This window comes from Psychrobacter sp. NPDC078501, assembly GCF_044900935.1.
Classification (GTDB): Bacteria; Pseudomonadota; Gammaproteobacteria; order Pseudomonadales; family Moraxellaceae; genus Psychrobacter.
This window is the reverse complement of the sequence record NZ_JBJDOS010000005.1, coordinates 155,336-172,014: the sequence shown is the minus strand read 5'-3', so window position 1 is coordinate 172,014 and position 16,679 is coordinate 155,336. Positions and strand designations below refer to the sequence as shown.

General features: G+C 42.3%; 15 protein-coding genes and 1 pseudogene. 6 read left to right on the top strand and 10 right to left on the bottom strand.

What is annotated here, in order from left to right:
* Nucleotides 1–95: 95 nt before the first annotated feature.
* Both ACI2IW_RS10455 and ACI2IW_RS10450 read right to left on the bottom strand, forming a co-directional pair.
* Nucleotides 96–614 (bottom strand): annotated as a pseudogene (locus ACI2IW_RS10455) (DUF1624 domain-containing protein); the annotation flags it as partial.
* A 160-nt stretch (nucleotides 615–774) separates the two neighbouring features.
* Entirely contained in the window at nucleotides 775–1,749 is a 975-nt protein-coding gene (locus tag ACI2IW_RS10450) for a hypothetical protein (RefSeq protein WP_404693602.1), read from the bottom strand.
* 175 nt (nucleotides 1,750–1,924) lie between these two features.
* On the opposite strand from ACI2IW_RS10450, the gene ACI2IW_RS10445 reads away from it, so the two are divergent.
* Nucleotides 1,925–2,839 (top strand): LysR family transcriptional regulator, encoded by a 915-nt coding sequence (locus ACI2IW_RS10445; RefSeq protein ID WP_201572290.1) that lies wholly within the window; start codon nucleotides 1,925–1,927, stop codon nucleotides 2,837–2,839.
* 82 nt (nucleotides 2,840–2,921) lie between these two features.
* On the opposite strand, the gene ACI2IW_RS10440 is transcribed toward ACI2IW_RS10445, so the two are convergent.
* The 6 genes from ACI2IW_RS10440 to pqqA form a co-directional block, all read right to left on the bottom strand.
* The gene (locus ACI2IW_RS10440) at nucleotides 2,922–3,971 is read right to left on the bottom strand and encodes a dipeptidase (RefSeq protein WP_404693601.1); all 1,050 of its coding nucleotides are present in this window, start codon (nucleotides 3,969–3,971) and stop codon (nucleotides 2,922–2,924) included.
* 2 nt (nucleotides 3,972–3,973) lie between these two features.
* Nucleotides 3,974–5,140: a pyrroloquinoline quinone biosynthesis protein PqqE gene (pqqE, locus tag ACI2IW_RS10435; RefSeq protein ID WP_101205841.1), complete on the bottom strand. Its 1,167-nt coding sequence runs from the start codon at nucleotides 5,138–5,140 to the stop codon at nucleotides 3,974–3,976.
* Complete coding sequence (gene pqqD / locus ACI2IW_RS10430) at nucleotides 5,137–5,433, bottom strand: pyrroloquinoline quinone biosynthesis peptide chaperone PqqD (protein WP_057760106.1); 297 nt, start codon at nucleotides 5,431–5,433, stop codon at nucleotides 5,137–5,139. Before pqqD ends, pqqE begins: the two co-directional genes overlap by 4 nt.
* Nucleotides 5,430–6,188, bottom strand: a complete 759-nt coding sequence (gene pqqC / locus ACI2IW_RS10425) for a pyrroloquinoline-quinone synthase PqqC (protein ID WP_101205842.1) — start codon at nucleotides 6,186–6,188, stop codon at nucleotides 5,430–5,432. The genes pqqD and pqqC overlap by 4 nt, the downstream gene beginning before the upstream one ends.
* Nucleotides 6,189–6,229: 41 nt before the next feature.
* Nucleotides 6,230–7,141: a pyrroloquinoline quinone biosynthesis protein PqqB gene (gene pqqB, locus ACI2IW_RS10420; protein WP_101205843.1), complete on the bottom strand. Its 912-nt coding sequence runs from the start codon at nucleotides 7,139–7,141 to the stop codon at nucleotides 6,230–6,232.
* A gap of 71 nt (nucleotides 7,142–7,212) precedes the next feature.
* Complete coding sequence (gene pqqA, locus ACI2IW_RS10415) at nucleotides 7,213–7,287, bottom strand: pyrroloquinoline quinone precursor peptide PqqA (protein WP_075107140.1); 75 nt, start codon at nucleotides 7,285–7,287, stop codon at nucleotides 7,213–7,215.
* Nucleotides 7,288–7,648: 361 nt separating this feature from the next.
* Between pqqA and ACI2IW_RS10410 the strand changes: the two genes are divergently transcribed.
* Together ACI2IW_RS10410 and ACI2IW_RS10405 are read left to right on the top strand one after the other, a co-directional pair.
* Nucleotides 7,649–7,900, top strand: coding sequence for a hypothetical protein (locus tag ACI2IW_RS10410; protein WP_101205844.1), 252 nt, complete (start codon nucleotides 7,649–7,651; stop codon nucleotides 7,898–7,900).
* Nucleotides 7,901–8,155: 255 nt separating this feature from the next.
* Nucleotides 8,156–8,401, top strand: a complete 246-nt coding sequence (locus ACI2IW_RS10405) for a hypothetical protein (RefSeq protein WP_201606636.1) — start codon at nucleotides 8,156–8,158, stop codon at nucleotides 8,399–8,401.
* A gap of 165 nt (nucleotides 8,402–8,566) precedes the next feature.
* Here the strand turns inward: ACI2IW_RS10405 and ACI2IW_RS10400 are convergent, their stop codons facing one another.
* Both ACI2IW_RS10400 and ACI2IW_RS10395 read right to left on the bottom strand, forming a co-directional pair.
* Nucleotides 8,567–9,463: a 3-hydroxyacyl-CoA dehydrogenase gene (locus ACI2IW_RS10400; RefSeq protein ID WP_101205846.1), complete on the bottom strand. Its 897-nt coding sequence runs from the start codon at nucleotides 9,461–9,463 to the stop codon at nucleotides 8,567–8,569.
* 542 nt (nucleotides 9,464–10,005) lie between these two features.
* Nucleotides 10,006–10,911, bottom strand: coding sequence for a LysR family transcriptional regulator (locus ACI2IW_RS10395; protein WP_101205847.1), 906 nt, complete (start codon nucleotides 10,909–10,911; stop codon nucleotides 10,006–10,008).
* 266 nt (nucleotides 10,912–11,177) lie between these two features.
* Between ACI2IW_RS10395 and ACI2IW_RS10390 the strand changes: the two genes are divergently transcribed.
* The 3 genes from ACI2IW_RS10390 (at nucleotide 11,178) to ACI2IW_RS10380 (ending at nucleotide 16,670) form a co-directional block, all read left to right on the top strand.
* Complete coding sequence (locus ACI2IW_RS10390; RefSeq protein WP_101205919.1) at nucleotides 11,178–12,884, top strand: L-lactate permease; 1,707 nt, start codon at nucleotides 11,178–11,180, stop codon at nucleotides 12,882–12,884.
* A 33-nt stretch (nucleotides 12,885–12,917) separates the two neighbouring features.
* The gene (gene dld / locus ACI2IW_RS10385) at nucleotides 12,918–14,669 is read left to right on the top strand and encodes a D-lactate dehydrogenase (RefSeq protein ID WP_101205848.1); all 1,752 of its coding nucleotides are present in this window, start codon (nucleotides 12,918–12,920) and stop codon (nucleotides 14,667–14,669) included.
* 318 nt (nucleotides 14,670–14,987) lie between these two features.
* A complete protein-coding gene (locus tag ACI2IW_RS10380; protein WP_101205849.1) occupies nucleotides 14,988–16,670 on the top strand; it encodes an NAD-dependent malic enzyme in 1,683 nt (560 codons plus the stop codon).
* Nucleotides 16,671–16,679 lie beyond the last annotated feature (9 nt).

The following is a 16,679-nucleotide window of genomic DNA, read 5'->3' as shown; positions in this document are numbered from 1 at the left end:
TGCACTGTAGGTTCTGACTTTCTTAGTCATGATAAACTCCTGTTAATACACTTAGTTTACCAAGTTTGGTTCTATAGTTTTTTCAGCATAGCTCACAGCCACAGTTGATGCATAATAGGAATGTCGGCAAAGGAGATGGTATCTAATAAATTGTGACCAAATATAACCACCAAGCTCAGTAGCCACAGCCACTTCTTAGGCAGACCAATAACCGCTGAGAGCGCAATCATACTGAAGCCAATCGCCCATATCACTTGGAGATAAACGACATCAGGTGGAAATTGTGCTGTCCAAGCAAAGTTGATGACAATCAGCTCCAAAAACACCAAAAAAAGCCCGCGTTTGATTAAAAATTCGCGGGTCATTTGGATACTATTGTGCTTGTGTTGGTACAAATAAGTAGACAGTCCCGTCAGTAACACAAAGACAGGCGCACATAAATGGGCAACCATTCGGCTGAAAAATAGTGGTTCATCCGTTCCTGGTATCAGCATTGGATCAGGAACTTGATGGTGTAAGTAAAAGGTCTCTCGAACATGATCCACCATCATGATGAGCATCACAAGCCCTCGAAGTGCGTCGATCGCTTGTAACCGTTGAAACGGTGTCGGCATACAATAGCCTTTATATAATTAAAACGAAACATTATAACATATCAATTAATAGCGCTTACTCATTCAAGTGTGCATTTTCGTAGAGGTAATCATTCATTTAAATGTTCATGCTTGTCTTAACCTTTTATGCTGTGTCTGACCTAACGATAGCGTACCGCTGTTAAAACGGCGCGAAATTATCAGGCTGACTGTGCGTAGCAGTCCAACGTTGATTGGCATCAATATGACTATTAAGCCCAACTCCTCGTGGTACTTGCATATTATCGCCATATAGCCAAAGCACCATATTGGTACGTTTGCCACTGGTGATTGGATGTGCGGCATGAGGCACCGAGCCTCTATGAATAATCGCCATGCCAGGTTTAAAAATGGCACGTTTGGTTTGCCCTAAATGGCGATCGACAAAGTCAACTTCTGATCCAGTAAAGTCTTCGCCTGGCAGATTTAGGTTAATATTCATAGTCACTGCTGAAGCATCAGTATGAAGTTGTAGCGATGTGTCGCCTGTCGGCTGGTATTGAATTGAGAACCCAACGGTCTGAGTGTCATAGCCATAAACATTGGCAAATAACAACCGAGCGATAGGGCGCATATATTGATTCATGACTCTATGATAAAACGCCTGAAAATTAGGGGTGGCCAAATAGCCTGACGAGCGCGCATCTAGCATAGCCCCATTACTGTTCAATGCGATACCGTAAGGAGGACGTATAGGAATGTTAGCGTCTGCGATTGCTTGCAGATAACGGCGCAGCGTTGATAGTTGTGCTGGGTCAAAGAGTTGCCCTTGGTATACGTCAGGTAGTATCTCTTGCCATAAGTTTTTAACAGCCGTCTCCGTAGAAGGAGTGCGCCATGCTTGCGTCACTACATCACGTAGAGTTGGATCAAATAATGAGTCATCAAGTACAGGCAAGTCATGCTCAGTGGTTTCCCATTCTGCCCACGCTTGCTCTAGTAACTGGCTGTTTTGATGCCAGAAATGCTCTACCGATGCTGCACGTCTCAGCATATCTGATTTTGAAGGTAGTGGTAAGTTGCGTGCTTGCTGTAGTGCGCTTTGTTTATTATCTCTATCATGGTGGCTATGGTGTTGAGTAACCTGTGTGCTTGTAGGCCGTATTATAGTATCCATCGTGTATCTCCAAATGTGTGAGTAAATCTTATAGGTGCATGCTACTATAATTAATGATTTTGATAATCAGCAGGTTTAGAGAAACAGTTTCAATAATTTTTATATAATGATGAGGCTAGCAGCAGCAAGCGATGGTGGTTGCTAAGTTAGACGCTAATTGAACGAAGGCATGACGATGAAAAATTTGCAGGATTTACGTATTTTTATTGAGACCGCTCGCTTAGGTAGCCTATCTGCCTGTGCTCGGCACTTAGATCTGTCGCCTGCCGTTGTGAGTGCAGCGGTCAAGCGATTAGAAGCGGAAATTGAGACGGTATTATTTGTTCGCTCTACTCGTAGGCTGCGTCTAACTAGCAAGGGTGAGCAATATTTAAAGCATTGCCGAGATGCGGTGGCTATTTTAGACAACGCTTATGCAGGACTGCATGACAATGATGCTGAGCTGACGGGTACCATTCGGCTGTCGGCATCATCAGATTTGGGACGAAACTTAATTTTGCCTTGGTTGGACGATTTTATAGACATTCACCCAAAAGTGACGGTGCAGCTACATATGTCAGACAGCTATGTGGACTTGTACGGTCAGCAGATTGATTTGGCACTACGTTACGGCGCGCCCAAAGATTCATCACTGGTCGCACTACCTATTGTATTGAATAATCGCCCTATATTGTGTGCGTCAAAGGAGTATTTGGGCAAAATTGATAAGGATATTGGTATGCCAAAAATGCCGGAAGATTTATCGCAGCATAATTGCTTACGTTTGGGGCATGATGAAAAGTATTTGAGCGAGTGGACTTTTGAGAAAGCGGGAAAGACTAAACGTGTGGCCGTGGATGGCAATCGCAGAAGTAAAGACGGTGACGTTGTGCGCCGCTGGGCAGTGGCGGGTAAAGGCATCGCATTAAAGTCTCAGTTAGATATAGCCGGCGATTTGAAGGCAGGGAGACTGGTTGAGGTAGAGTTGGACGGCTGGCAAGTGGCCAACTATCCACTATATTTGATTTGTCCAGAACGGCGATTAATCGATCCACTGTTTAATACGGTCAAAGAATACTTGATTGAACGGGTAGAGCAGGTGTTAAGGTAAAACAAAAATTAATGGTTACCCTATTTAATCAGACGAGCAAAACAACAGTCCCTAGACAGTAATTGCTGGATGGCTATTATAATTATTGCCATACCTTATCAAGCACCGTAAACCAGTTTTTTGACGTTATCTTTTCAATCAGTTGATCAGAGAAGTGCCGTTGCTGCATTCGCTCAATCAACATAGAGATTTGACTGATATCAGATAACTCATCAGGTAGTAGGCAACCATCGAAATCAGAGCCAAACCCAACGTGATCTTCGCCTAGATGGTCGATCAGATAATCAAGATGGTCGACAATCACATCAAGCGAAGTTTGCGTATTACGTTGCCCATCTGCACGAAGAAACGCCACATCGAAATTCACTCCAACCAAACCATCGCTTTGTTTAATAGCAGCCAGCTGCTGATCAGTTAAGTTCCGTGCTTGCTGACAGAGAGTATGTGCGTTTGAATGTGTCGCAACAATAGGCTGGCAGGCAATCTCTAGCGTATCCCAAAAAGCACGCTCATTCATATGCGACACATCGATCAGCATCTGCTTTTCACTGCATTTAAGAATGAGGTCTTTACCTTGAGTCGTGAGCCCAGATCCTGTATCTGGAGGGTGCGGAAAGGAAGCATTCAAGCCATCACCGAAGAGGCTCTTTCTATTCCATAGTGGGCCAATGCTTCTGAGTCCTGCCTCATAAAACACATCCAGCAGGTCAGGCTGTATGGCTAAAAACTCAGCACCTTCCAAATGCAAAACGATGCCCAGTTGCTTATTCTGCTGACAGGCCTGAATTTGTTCTAACGAGGTGCAAATCTGGATTTGACCATCAGATCTTGCCTGTAGTTGCTGGGCTAGTTTCAATTGTTCACAACAGATATCGACGATTTCTTGCGGAGTAAAATCTGAATGTGATGGGTTGGCTAATTTGTCAGGTTGGTTGTTTTTCACATAAGCGTAGGGCGGTAAAAATATAGAAAATAATCCGCCCATCCAATTCGCTTCTTTGCAGCGTTGTAAATCCAAATGTCCCGGTAACGTGCCATAAATAAAGTCATGTACCGGATCGGCAGCTGAACTTAGCCAAAGGCGAGTCAACAGATCATTATGTCCATCAAATATCACAGGCTGAGCGTTCATAGTTAATCCGTTACCGTACGAGTAGGAATCAATTGCTCTTCATTCAGCTGTTTGTTACTCAGTGATTTAGAATTTTTTGGATTTCTAAACAGTAAATCTTCAAAAGGTACAGGCGTTTCACTATTGATACGTGCCTCCTCGATTAGATAATGATAAGGCGATTTGCCACACACAGGATCGGCGTTTTTGGCATCGCCCGTCAGCATAAAGGCTTGGCAACGACAGCCGCCATAATCGCGTTCTTTGTCTGGGCAGTTTTGGCAGATATCGGGCATCCAGTCATCACCGCGAAACTGATTGAAGCTCGCAGAGTCATACCAAATATCTGACAGTGGTGTATGTCGTACATTAGGAAACTGTATTGGCATTTGTCTGGCAGCATGGCAAGGTAGAGCTGTACCGTCTGGGGCCACTGTTAAGAAAATCTTGCCCCAGCCATCCATACAGGGCTTTGGACGTTCTTCATAATAATCAGGCACCACAAAAATAAGTTTGCACTTGATACCACGTTCTTCAATCTGCTTACGGTATTCATTGGTAATGCGTTCAGCTCGGACCACTTGCGCTTTGGTTGGTAGCAAACCCTCTATGTTCTCAAACGCCCAACCATAAAACTGACAAATAGCCAGCTCGACCGTGTCGGCTTCCAGCTCTAAGCAGAGGTCAATAATCTGGTCAATCTGATCGATGTTTTGCCGATGAATGACAAAGTTAAGTACCATCGGGTAATCGTACTGTTTGACCAGACGTGACATCTCATATTTTTGCTCAAAGGCATGCTTTGAACCTGCTAAGGCATTGTTGACCGTTGGATCACTGGCTTGAAAGCTGATTTGAATGTGCTGAAGACCTGCTTCTTTTAAATGCGCAATCCGAGCTTCGGTCAATCCCATACCCGACGTGATCAAGTTAGTATAAAAACCTTGATTGTGCGCATAAGCGACCAATTCTTCTAAGTCTTGACGAACCAGTGGCTCGCCGCCAGAAAAACCAAGCTGCACCGCGCCCATTTGCCGCGCCTGATCAAACACATCAAACCATTCCTCTGTCGTTAGCTCCTCTTTATACTGAGCGTAATCGATAGGGTTTGAGCAATAAGGGCATTGTAAGGGGCAGCGATAGGTCAGCTCAGCAAGCAGCCATAGCGGTAGCCCGACTGGCGCAGTCATACTAAATCAATCCAATGTTCACGCTGGGCGACCAGCATATATTCAATGATGTCTTGTTCGATTTCGGGAATATCGCCAAACATAGCTTGTACCTTTTGGATAATATCAGCAATGGACGCTTGACCATCAATATGTTGCCCAATGATGCTGGCACTGTCATTGAGCTTAATCATGCCTTCAGGGTAAAGTAGGACATAGGCGTTTTGCGCAGGCTCAAACTGAAAACGATAACCGTGACGCCATACCGGTACGATGGATTGATCCAGCTCAGGTAAGCTAGCAGGTATACTCATTTGAATAATCCTTTATGCCAAACATTGTCAGTGGTAACGCTTTGATAAGGGGCTTGATTATGCACATAGGCCAAGCTCAATGCATCCAAGATCGTCCATAAGATATCGAGCTTAAACTGTAGGATCTCAAGCATACGCTCTTGTTGCTCGGCGGTTTTGAATGAGTCGAGTGTGATGGTCAGACCATGCTCAACATCGCGGCGCGCTTGACTCAAGCGTGAGCGGAAATAGGTATAGCCTTGCTCCTTTATCCAAGGGTAGTGCTTGGGCCAAGACTCTAAACGTGACTGGTGAATCTGCGGGGCAAACAGCTCGGTCAGTGAGCTACTGGCGGCTTCTCGCCATGAGGTGCGCCGCGCAAAGTTCACATAGGCATCCACGGCAAAACGCACACCCGGTAGCACTAGATCTTCAGAAATCACTTGCTCACGGGTCAAACCAACTGCCTCTGCCAGACCCAACCATGCTTCACGACCACCGCCGTCAGGATATACGCCATCTTGATCAATCATACGCTGGATCCATTCTTGACGTACGCGCTGATCAGGACAGTTTGCCATAATGGCTGCGTCTTTCAATGGGATGTTGATCTGATAATAAAATCGGTTGGCGACCCACGCTTGGATTTGCTGCTGGGTCGCTTTGCCTTCATGCATCATGATATGAAAGGGATGATAAATATGATAATACTGACCCTTAGCCATAATCGCTTGTTCAAACGCTTCTGGGCTTAGCGCTGTGTTTTCTTCTTGCATTGTTCTCACCTTACGATTGCTATCTTGCCTTACCGTTTGTCTTAAAGCTCAATCTGCATACCATCAAATGCTACTTCAACACTATGTTGTTTTAATGTCGCAGCCTGTTCAGACTGTTCATTCAATATCGGGTTGGTATTATTGATATGGATTAGCACCTTACGAGCGTTATCTAACTGGTCTAGATAATGCAATGAGCCATCTTCACCACTGATATGCAAATGTCCCATGTCTTGGCCGGTCTTCGTACCGACGCCGCACTCTTGCATTTCATTGTCCGTCCATAGCGTACCGTCAATCATCACGCAATCAGAGCTTTTCATAATCTGCATCACTTGATCATCAATTTTACCGAGACCTGGCGCATAAAAGAGTTGTTTTTGTGTTTTTAAGTCTTTTACAATCAGGGCAATATTGTCGCCATCATGTGGGTCATTACGATGCGGAGAGTAGGGCGGTGCAGAGCTTCTAATCACCAAAGGCGTCAGCTCTAAATTGCTGTAGCCGTCAATTTGAAAGCTCTGTTTTGGATCGATTTGATTATATTGTAGACCCCCATTCCAGTGCTTTAACATATTAAACAGTGGAAAACCTGTGCTGAGGTCTTGATGCACCATGTCCGTACACCAAACAGGCATTGGACAGCCTTCACGTAGGGTCAACAGGCCGGTCGTATGGTCAAGTTGACTGTCCATCAACACCACATCTGTGATACCTGTGTCTCTTAAGTTACGTGCGGGCTGAGCTGCCTTAAATTCAAATAACTGTTGGCGAATATCAGGGGACGCATTGAATAAGATCCAATCTATACCATTTTCTGATATGGCGATTGAGGATTGGGTACGGGTCTTTGCCTGAATCGTGCCTTGACGCACACCATGGCAGTTAGCGCAATTGCAATTCCACTGCGGAAAACCACCACCAGCAGCTGAGCCTAAAACGTGAATATACATAAATCAATATTTCCAAAAAAATAAAAGCCCTAGTCATCTAGGGCTTTTAATGGGTTTAGTGCTCGTAAATTTTAACGGGCTTCGAAATACATCGTGATTTCGAAACCAATACGGATGTCTTGAAAAGCTGGTTTAGTCCACTGCATGGGATTGCTCCTGAATGAATACTATTGGTACATCAGTAAGATGAATGAAAGTAATTATCAATGGTAGTATAAGCTGACCCCTGCTGTCAATTTCTTAGATGTTAGTAAAGCGTTAACGAGCATCGATTAAGCAGTCTTTTATAGCACCAATGAAAGCCTGTTTATCGTACCGAAAAGACAGTATATCGAGCATAAGATTAAAAATATCTTTGAATAGTTTGAGCATAAATTCTAACTATAAAAAATCTGCTTGAAGTGAGGTAAGCGTATTTCGAGAACTTATGGGTTATACAGATATATTGCAAAAACCGAATTTATCTATAAAGTAATAGTTTAACTTGATAGATATTGGAGCCTGAAGATGATTGCTGAATTACAAGGCAGTGAATTAACCAAAGCCATCTTGGGAAATGTCAGCAACTATGTATGGTGTGCTGTCAGCAACGTTAGCGATGATTATGCTATCGCAACCATAGATAATGGTTACTATGAATTATTGGTCCCTATTGTAGCCTTTAATAACGATCAGTTCGTTTGTGATAAAGGTGAGCTATGGGAATATGCTGTCTCAGTAAAGAGAGTGGCACTTACTCATGATGATGTGGGGCTATAACTCACTATCAATATAATGACTGTTATACTCTGCATGCAGATTAGTTTTACAGCCTATGCATGAAAATCTACCACCTATCTACAACTTCTTGTTCTAGTTGACAATACATCTGTACTATCTATTTATAAGCTCATCTGTCTAGTCACCAATATTTTTCAACGATAGATATAACAGGTTCGAAGATGCTCAAGTAATTGTTGTTATGAAGCCACTTGTTTAGCTTACTAATCATTGTCATTGAATAGGAGTAACAACATGGATACAGTAACTGTTGGAAGCGAATTAACTCGTTCAATGCTTGAGGAAGGTTATCAAAGTATATGGTGTGCTGTGAGTGACGAGAGTGATGAGAACGCTATAGAAGATCAGGTATGTAATGACTTCACATCTCACATTGTGGCTTTTGAAGATGGCCAGTTCTATTGTACGGGCGGTATGCCTTGGAAGTATGCAGTGCCAATTGAGATCGTTGCATTGACGCGATATGACTTTTCTTTTTAGTGAACAAACATAACGTAGATAGGTTTGGATAGTCATCGCCGAAAGTAAACCCTAATATCAAGATATTTAGTTAGATAAAATGCGCGACTGACAAGGCCATTCAAGCGATGCAATATACAGCTTGAATGGCCTTTTGTGTTTTGGAGCCAGTTTGAAAGCTATTTATTATTTTAAAAACTCAGGGCGCATAAAGGCTGGGTTTGGATACGTATAAAATCCTTCACCAGTCGCGAATCCTAGTTTGTTTTGATCGATTAATTGCTCTTTTAAATATTGAGCAGCCTTAAACCTTACAGGGTTTTGAGTTTTTTCAGCAGATAGCTTCGTGATGTTGTAGGCAGTATTGATACCGATAGTATCCAATATGGCAAAGGGACCTGACGGTGCGCCAGTTACTATCATCCACGTTTTATCTATCGTATGTGGATCGGCGACCTCTTTTGCAACCAATTGCAAAGCTGCATCTATAAAAGGCGCCAACAAACTGTTCATAATATAGCCGGGTTGCTCCTTATCCAGCGGCATTGCCACCATACCGATGGCAGTAGCAAAAGCAACAACCTCATCAAATACGTTAGGATCTGTCCCAGGATGCCCCATGATTTCGGCGACATTATGCATCCAAATTTTATTGGCAAAGTGTAGCGCTAAAAACTGCGCAGGTCGTCCCGTTGATTCTGCAAACTGACTAGGAAGTAAGGTAGAGGTATTGGTCGCAAAGATGGTTTTCTCTGGCGCTAGTTTGGCAAGTTTTTCATAAAATTCGATTTTAATTTCAGGAATCTCGGGAATGGCTTCAATCATTAGGTCAGCATCTTTGACCGCTTCTGCTAAGTCTGAAGTGTAGCTGAGATTGTCAAAAGCCTTATCCAACTGCTCTTGAGTTGCCCTCAAATCCTTTCGAAAAGCCTTGCACATCAATTGAAATTTTGACTTTGCTTTTTCTAAAACCTCATCATTGATGTCATAGACACTGACATTAAAACCATGAAATGCGGCCTGAAAAGCAATTTGATAGCCTAGGATGCCGCTTCCCGCGACAGTTACATTTTTATACGTCATTGTATTTATTTCCTAATAGTAGTGGATATAAGTTGCTAGATAAATGTCTAGAACCTATAGATCTATTATTAGATGGTTTTACCTTATTATTCAACCTGCATTTTTATAAAAACATTTAAGAGAACCTAAAAATATCGCGATGCAAGTATCAGATAAGTTTATACTACTTGACTTATTATATTATCAAATAATTCAATAACTTGCTGACTGTATTGCTAGCTTCATACCTAATGATTTTATAATGACTGAAGGCTAATTTAATATCATAATGGCATTTTTAATGACTGTTGATGTCAAAATATTGTCGACGAGGTTGTAAAGGAGGACGTAAGCAGTGATGTACGATGAAAATCGCATTTAACGCATTCGATATGTAAGGAAGGCTATTATCCCTATTATCATTCTTACGTATGAATCCGTTACTGAATTTTAAGGTTTACACTGGTATCATGCGCCATTTTCCCACTGTGCTATGCGCGTCAGGATTGCATTAGCGGAGAAGCAGCTAGAGTGGACAAGCCTATTGATCTGTCTAAAGGTTATTAGCAGTAGTAAGCCTGTTTTTGATGTAATGATTCTCGCAAATGCGATACAAGCAGTTTCAACTTTTGGTCCGGTTGCCGCGCCTTGGGATAAACCGCATACATACCCATTTTTTTTCGTGTAAAGCGCTGCAAAATCTGAGTGAGCGTATTTTGCCGCATTTCTTCATAAACAAGTGCTTGTGGTAAAAAGGCGATACCTAAATCGCTAAGGGTCGCTTGTTTAATCGCATTAAGATGATTGCTATGAAACCGACCCTGTACAGGAAGCAGTTGCTCCGTGCCATCTATATATAGCGGCCATATACCATTCGCCGTATGATCAAACTTATAGACCAAACACTCATGACTCCGTAATTGTTCAGGGGTTTGAGGTATACCGTGTCGCTCTAAATAGTCTGGTGTCGCACATATGACCCACTGGCTATCTATAAGACGTCTTGCAATGAGTGATGAGTCTTCAAGCTCTGCTGTCCTTATCGCCAGATCAAATCCTTCTTCTATCAAATCAACCAATCGATTGGTAATCTGTAAATCTACTGATATTTCTGGGTGTTGTTTACAGAATTCGGCAATGGATTCGCTCAATATTAGATTTGCAGAGACCGCTGGCATGGTTATACGTATGTTGCCTTTCATGTCCTCACCATAGCCTGTAACGGCATTTTCAGCTTCCTGAAAGGCAAATTTAGCGATTTTAGCTTTGTCATAAAGCGTCCTTCCTGCATCGGTTAAGCTTAACTTTCTGGTTGTCCTATACAGTAGCTGTGCATTTAAGCTTTCTTCTAATCTTGCAATGCGTTTACTTACCACTGAATTCGTTAATGACAGCTTTTCAGCGACCCGAGAAAATGACCCTTCATCAACCACTTGGACGAATAAAATCATATCGTCAGCTTTGCCCATACTTGTTCCCCAATTGGTGTAATACGTTTTAGATTATAGCAAAAAAAGAAAATAACATTGTCCTTTGATGCAATATATCAATGTATTGACAAGGCGTAGAATATTTTAGGGAATTTTGAGCATTTGTTTATTTAACCATTCTATTAATCATGTCACTGACAGAGATTGTCTTCGGCTTCGTCTGACCGACAGCGTGAAGTTATAAAAACAAATGCTTAAATGAAGTGGTTCAAGGAAGATTACACGATAAAAAAAGGACTATGATTTTGAATCAAACAATATATGGACTGTTGGCATTACTGCCAATCGTTCTCTGTGGTATTTTTTTGATAGGCTTGCAATGGTCAGCCAAAAGAACCATGCCAATCGTTCTGGCGGTTACTGCCGCGCTTGCCCTCTTTGTATGGGATATGACGCTTAATCGCGTGTCTTCATCTATTATTCAGGGAATGGTCATTACCGTCTCAGTATTGTGGATCGTATTTGGTGCTATTTTTTTATTGAATACGTTAAAGCATACGGGTGCCATTGCCGTTATCCGTGCTGGGTTTACCAATGTATCGCCAGATAGGCGGGTGCAAGCCATTATTATTGCTTGGTGCTTTGGCTGCTTTCTTGAGGGAGCGGCTGGCTTTGGTACAGCGGCCGCTATTGCCGCGCCTTTACTCGTCGCGATAGGATTTCCAGCGCTAGGTGCCGTGTTAATGGGAATGATGATACAAAGTACGCCTGTGTCATTTGGTGCAGTCGGTACGCCTATCGTTATTGGAGTAAACAAGGGATTAGATACAGTAGCCATTAGCACCCAATTGGCACAACAAGGACTAGAGTGGGGCGATTTTTTACAACTAATTACCAGCCAAGTCGCCATTATGCACGGGGTCATTGGTACGTTTATGCCACTCTTTATGGTAATGATGCTGACTCGATTTTTTGGTAAAAACAAAAGCTGGAAGGAAGGTTTTGCGATTTGGCCATTTGCTATTTTTGCAGGTTTGGCATTTACGCTTCCTTATACTTTGACTGGTATCTTTTTAGGACCAGAGTTTCCGTCACTGGTCGGTGGTTTGGTTAGTGTCGCCATCGTTGTTAATGCGGCAAAACGTGGATTTTTAGTGCCAAAAACTACATGGGATTTTGAGCCGCAAAAAAACTGGCCAAGTGAATGGCTTGGTAAATTAGTAGTTAGTAAGGAAGATTTGACGCCGAATGTAGATGGTAAGAAAATGTCTATTTTCATGGCATGGTTCCCTTACTTGCTGGTTGCGCTGTTATTGGTTTTTTCAAGAGTGTTTGCGGGCTTCAAAGCTTTTCTTACTAGTGTGACGTTAGACTTTACATCAGTATTGGGCGAGACGGATATTAGCGCTGATTTTAGTCCTTTATACTTACCTGGTGGGTTATTGTTAATCAGTGCTTTGGTTGCCGCTTTTTTCCAAACCAAAAAGCCAGGTAGTGCACTAAATAGTGCGTTCAAAGAGTCAAGCAAGACGGTATTGAGTGCTGGTTTTGTTCTTATATTTACGATCCCAATGGTCAGGATTTTTATCAATTCAGGCGTCAATCTATCAGATGTGGCAAGTATGCCAGTTGCGAGTGCAGAATTATTTGCAGGTGCTTTTGGTAATGTTTTCCCCTTAATCAGTGCAACGATTGGAGCACTTGGGGCCTTCATCGCAGGTTCTAATACTGTCTCTAATATGATGTTTAGCCAATTTCAGTATGAAGCTGCAATTAGCTTGCGTATTTCACCTTCTATAATCATAGCAGCACAAGCCGTTGGTGCAGCAGCTGGTAATATGATTGCGATACATAATGTGGTGGCTGCCTCAGCAACTGTAGGTTTGCTTGGTATGGAAGGCGCTACCCTCAGGCGCACGATTTTACCTACTTTATACTATGTATTGTTCTGCGGAATAATCGTTATGGCTACCATTTACATTTTCGGTTTTCAAGGTCCTTTAGCACCATAAAGCACATGTAACCTCCAAGATAAAGAGATTGATATGCATTCATCAAACCTTTTCTCATCAAATATGCCTTCTCAAGACATCATTAGCCCTGATCAAGTGTTAGACAAGCTGACGAACGTATTAGGTGCTAGCAATGTACAAGCAGATCCAGAGAAAAACGAGCACTATAGAATGGGGTGGCGTTCTGGCGGCGGAGCTGCATTGGCCGTTTTGTTTCCACAAAAGCTGCTGGAGATTTGGCGTAGTCTAGAAATATGTGTGGAAGGCGACTGCATTATTATCATGCAAGCAGCAAAAACAGGGCTGACTGAAGGCTCAACCCCGAGCGGTAATGACTACGATAGACCAGTGGTTGTGATTAACACCCTTGCAATGAATCAGTTGTATTTGGTGAATGATAACGAGCAAGTGATTAGCTTACCTGGCGCCACGTTGCACCAATTGCAAAGTCAGCTTAAAGCCGTAAATAGAGCGCCTCACTCGGTCATCGGTTCATCGACGTTGGGTGCGTCAATTATTGGCGGTGTTTCTAACAATTCAGGTGGGGCTCTGGTGAAAAGAGGTCCTGCTTATACCGAGCTTGCTTTGTTTGCCCAAATAGACAAGCACGGTCAGCTAGTATTAGTTAATCACCTAGACGTAGAGTTAGGAGATACTCCAGAAGAAATACTCACTAACTTACAAACAGGTAATTTCGATAAAAGAGAACTACCTGACACTGGCAAGCTCGCATCTGACAAAGAGTACATCGCTAGAGTAAAAGATGTTGATGCAAGCACACCAAGCCGCTTTAATGCGGATAAGCGAAGACTGTATGAAGCAAGCGGCTGTGCTGGCAAGCTGGCGGTATTTGCAGTACGTCTTGACACTTATCCAACGGCTGTAAAAGAGAAAACCTTTTATATAGGCACTAATAGTGTGAGTGAGCTTGCACAGCTCAGAAGGCAAATGTTATCGAGCTTCGATAATACCCCTGAAGTGGGTGAGTATATGCATCGTGATATATTTGATGTATCTGCTAAGTATGGTAAGGACACGTTCCTGAGTATTAAGCATCTCGGTACCAATGCCTTACCTAGATTGTTTTCTATCAAAGGTGCTATGGATGCAAAATTCCATAAATGGTCATGGATGCCAAAGCATTTCACTGACAAAGTTATGCAGTTCGTTGCCAATATGTTCCCAAAGCATTTACCGAAGCGAATGCTAGAGTACCGCGACCAATATGAGCATCATCTTATCTTAAAAATGAGTGATGCTGGCATAGCAGAAGCACAGGATTTTCTGAAAGTTTTTTTCGACGCTTCAAATACGGGTAACTATTTTGAATGTAGTCAAGAAGAATCAGAAAGCGCCTTTTTACATCGCTTTGCCGCTGCAGGTGCCGCACTAAGATATGAAGTCATACATGAAAAAGAAGTCGGCGATATATTGGCATTGGATATTGCTATACCACGTAACGAGTTAGAATGGCTCGAAACGTTACCTAAAGAAATTGAACAGCATTTGGAAAAGAAACTCTATTATGGACACTTTTTTTGTTATGTATTTCATCAAGACTATATTTTGAAGAAGGGTAGTGATGCACATCTTGTTAAAAAAATGATGCTAGAGCTACTGAGCGCACGCGGAGCCAAATATCCTGCTGAGCATAATGTAGGGCATCTATACGAAGCAGAACCTGATTTGCAAAATTTCTATAAAAGCCTAGACCCAACCAATACCTTTAATCCGGGTATTGGTAAAATGTCGAAAACCAAACGCAATTGCTCGTGTTGTTTATAACTGAACTCTATAACTGATATTTAAAACTGGCCATGGGCTGATTATTTATCAGTAGCTAAGTAGCTAAGTAGCTAAATAGTTCAGTGTTTGTCCATTATAAATTGTTCGATACACCCTCAGAAGCACTGCCAATGGGTAGTGCTTTTTTATTATTTCTCGGTAAATGTATCAGTGGCCTCGAGTTCAGAAGCATATTTATTCAAAATGATTTTGTTATCTATTGTTAAATACCAGTCGATGCTATGTATAATGCAGCACTAGCATAGCTTTCACTTAGTATGGCTTTCACTCATATGCCTTTAATAAGAAGATTACATTATGTCAAACAAGCGTCCTTTATATATTCCTGTTGCTGGACCCGCTCTTTTAGAGACACCTTTATTGAATAAAGGTAGTGCTTTTTCATCAGAAGAACGTAGTAGTTTTAATTTAACGGGGCTATTACCTCATAATATTGAAACGATTGAGGAGCAATCATTACGTGCTTATCATCAACTAAGCTCATTCACTGATGCGATGGATAAGCATATTTACTTGCGTAACATCCAAGATACCAATGAAACCTTATTTCATCATCTAATTGAGCAGCATATCGAAGAAGTCATGCCGCTCATTTATACCCCAACCGTTGGTCAGGCGTGTGAAAAATTCTCGCAAATTTATCGTCGTAAACGTGGTTTGTTTATCTCATATCCTGAGCGTCACAAAATCGACGATATGCTACAAAATGCCACCAAACAAAATGTCAAAGTGATCGTTGTTACTGACGGTGAACGTATCTTGGGCCTAGGGGATCAGGGTATTGGTGGTATGGGTATTCCAATCGGTAAGTTGTCTTTATATACGGCTTGTGGTGGTATTAGCCCAGCTTACTGTCTACCTATTTTGCTGGATGTCGGCACCAATAACCAACAGTTGCTTGATGATCCTATGTATATGGGCTGGAGAAATCCGCGCATCTCTGGCGATGAATATAATGAATTTGTGGATTTATTTATTCAAGCCGTTAAGCGCCGTTGGCCAGAAGTGTTATTGCAATTTGAAGATTTTGCTCAGGAAAACGCGACACCATTATTGAATAAATATCGTGATCAGCTATGCTGCTTTAATGATGATATTCAAGGGACTGCTGCAGTATCGGTTGGTACTCTGATTGCAGCGTGTCTAAACAAAGGTCAAAAACTTAGCCAACAGAATATCGCATTTTTAGGCGCAGGATCTGCAGGTTGCGGTATTGCTGAGCATATTATTCGCCAAATGCAGCGTGAAGGATTGACTGAAGAGCAAGCTCGTAGTCAAGTGTTCATGGTTGACCGTTATGGCCTGCTAACAGATGGCATGACAGAACTGCAAAAATTCCAAGAACCGTTAGTACAAAAAGAATCAGCTATTGCAAGCTGGGACAAAAGTAAGAAACTCGGCTTAGCGCAAGTAGTTAAACAAGCAAAAATTACCGTATTATTTGGTGTTAGCGGACAAAAAGGTCTGTTCACCCAAGAAGTGATCGAATCGCTATGTGCTAATACTGAGCACCCAATTGTACTACCACTTTCAAATCCAACGTCTCGTGTGGAGGCAACACCGCAAGAAGTCATGAATTGGAGTAAAGGTAAGGCCATTGTTGCGACGGGTAGTCCATTTCCTCATACCACTTATAACGGTCAGTCTTTTGAGGTTTCTCAGTGTAATAACAGCTATATTTTCCCTGGTATTGGTCTAGGTGTTTTAGCAGCACGTGCGACAGGTATCAGCGATAATATGCTAACGGCAGCAAGCCAAGCCCTTGCAGATATATCAATGGAATACGAAAAAGCACCTGGTGCCATCTTACCGCCGATCAAGGTTATTAGAGAGATCAGTGAAAAGATAGCGTATGCAGTGGCATTACAAGCGGCTCAAGATAAGCTAGCACTACCTATCACATCGGAGAATTTACAACGCCGATTAAAAGCGAACTTTTGGTTACCTGAATATCGTAACTATCGCCGTACTTCTTTCTAAGTTAGAGAT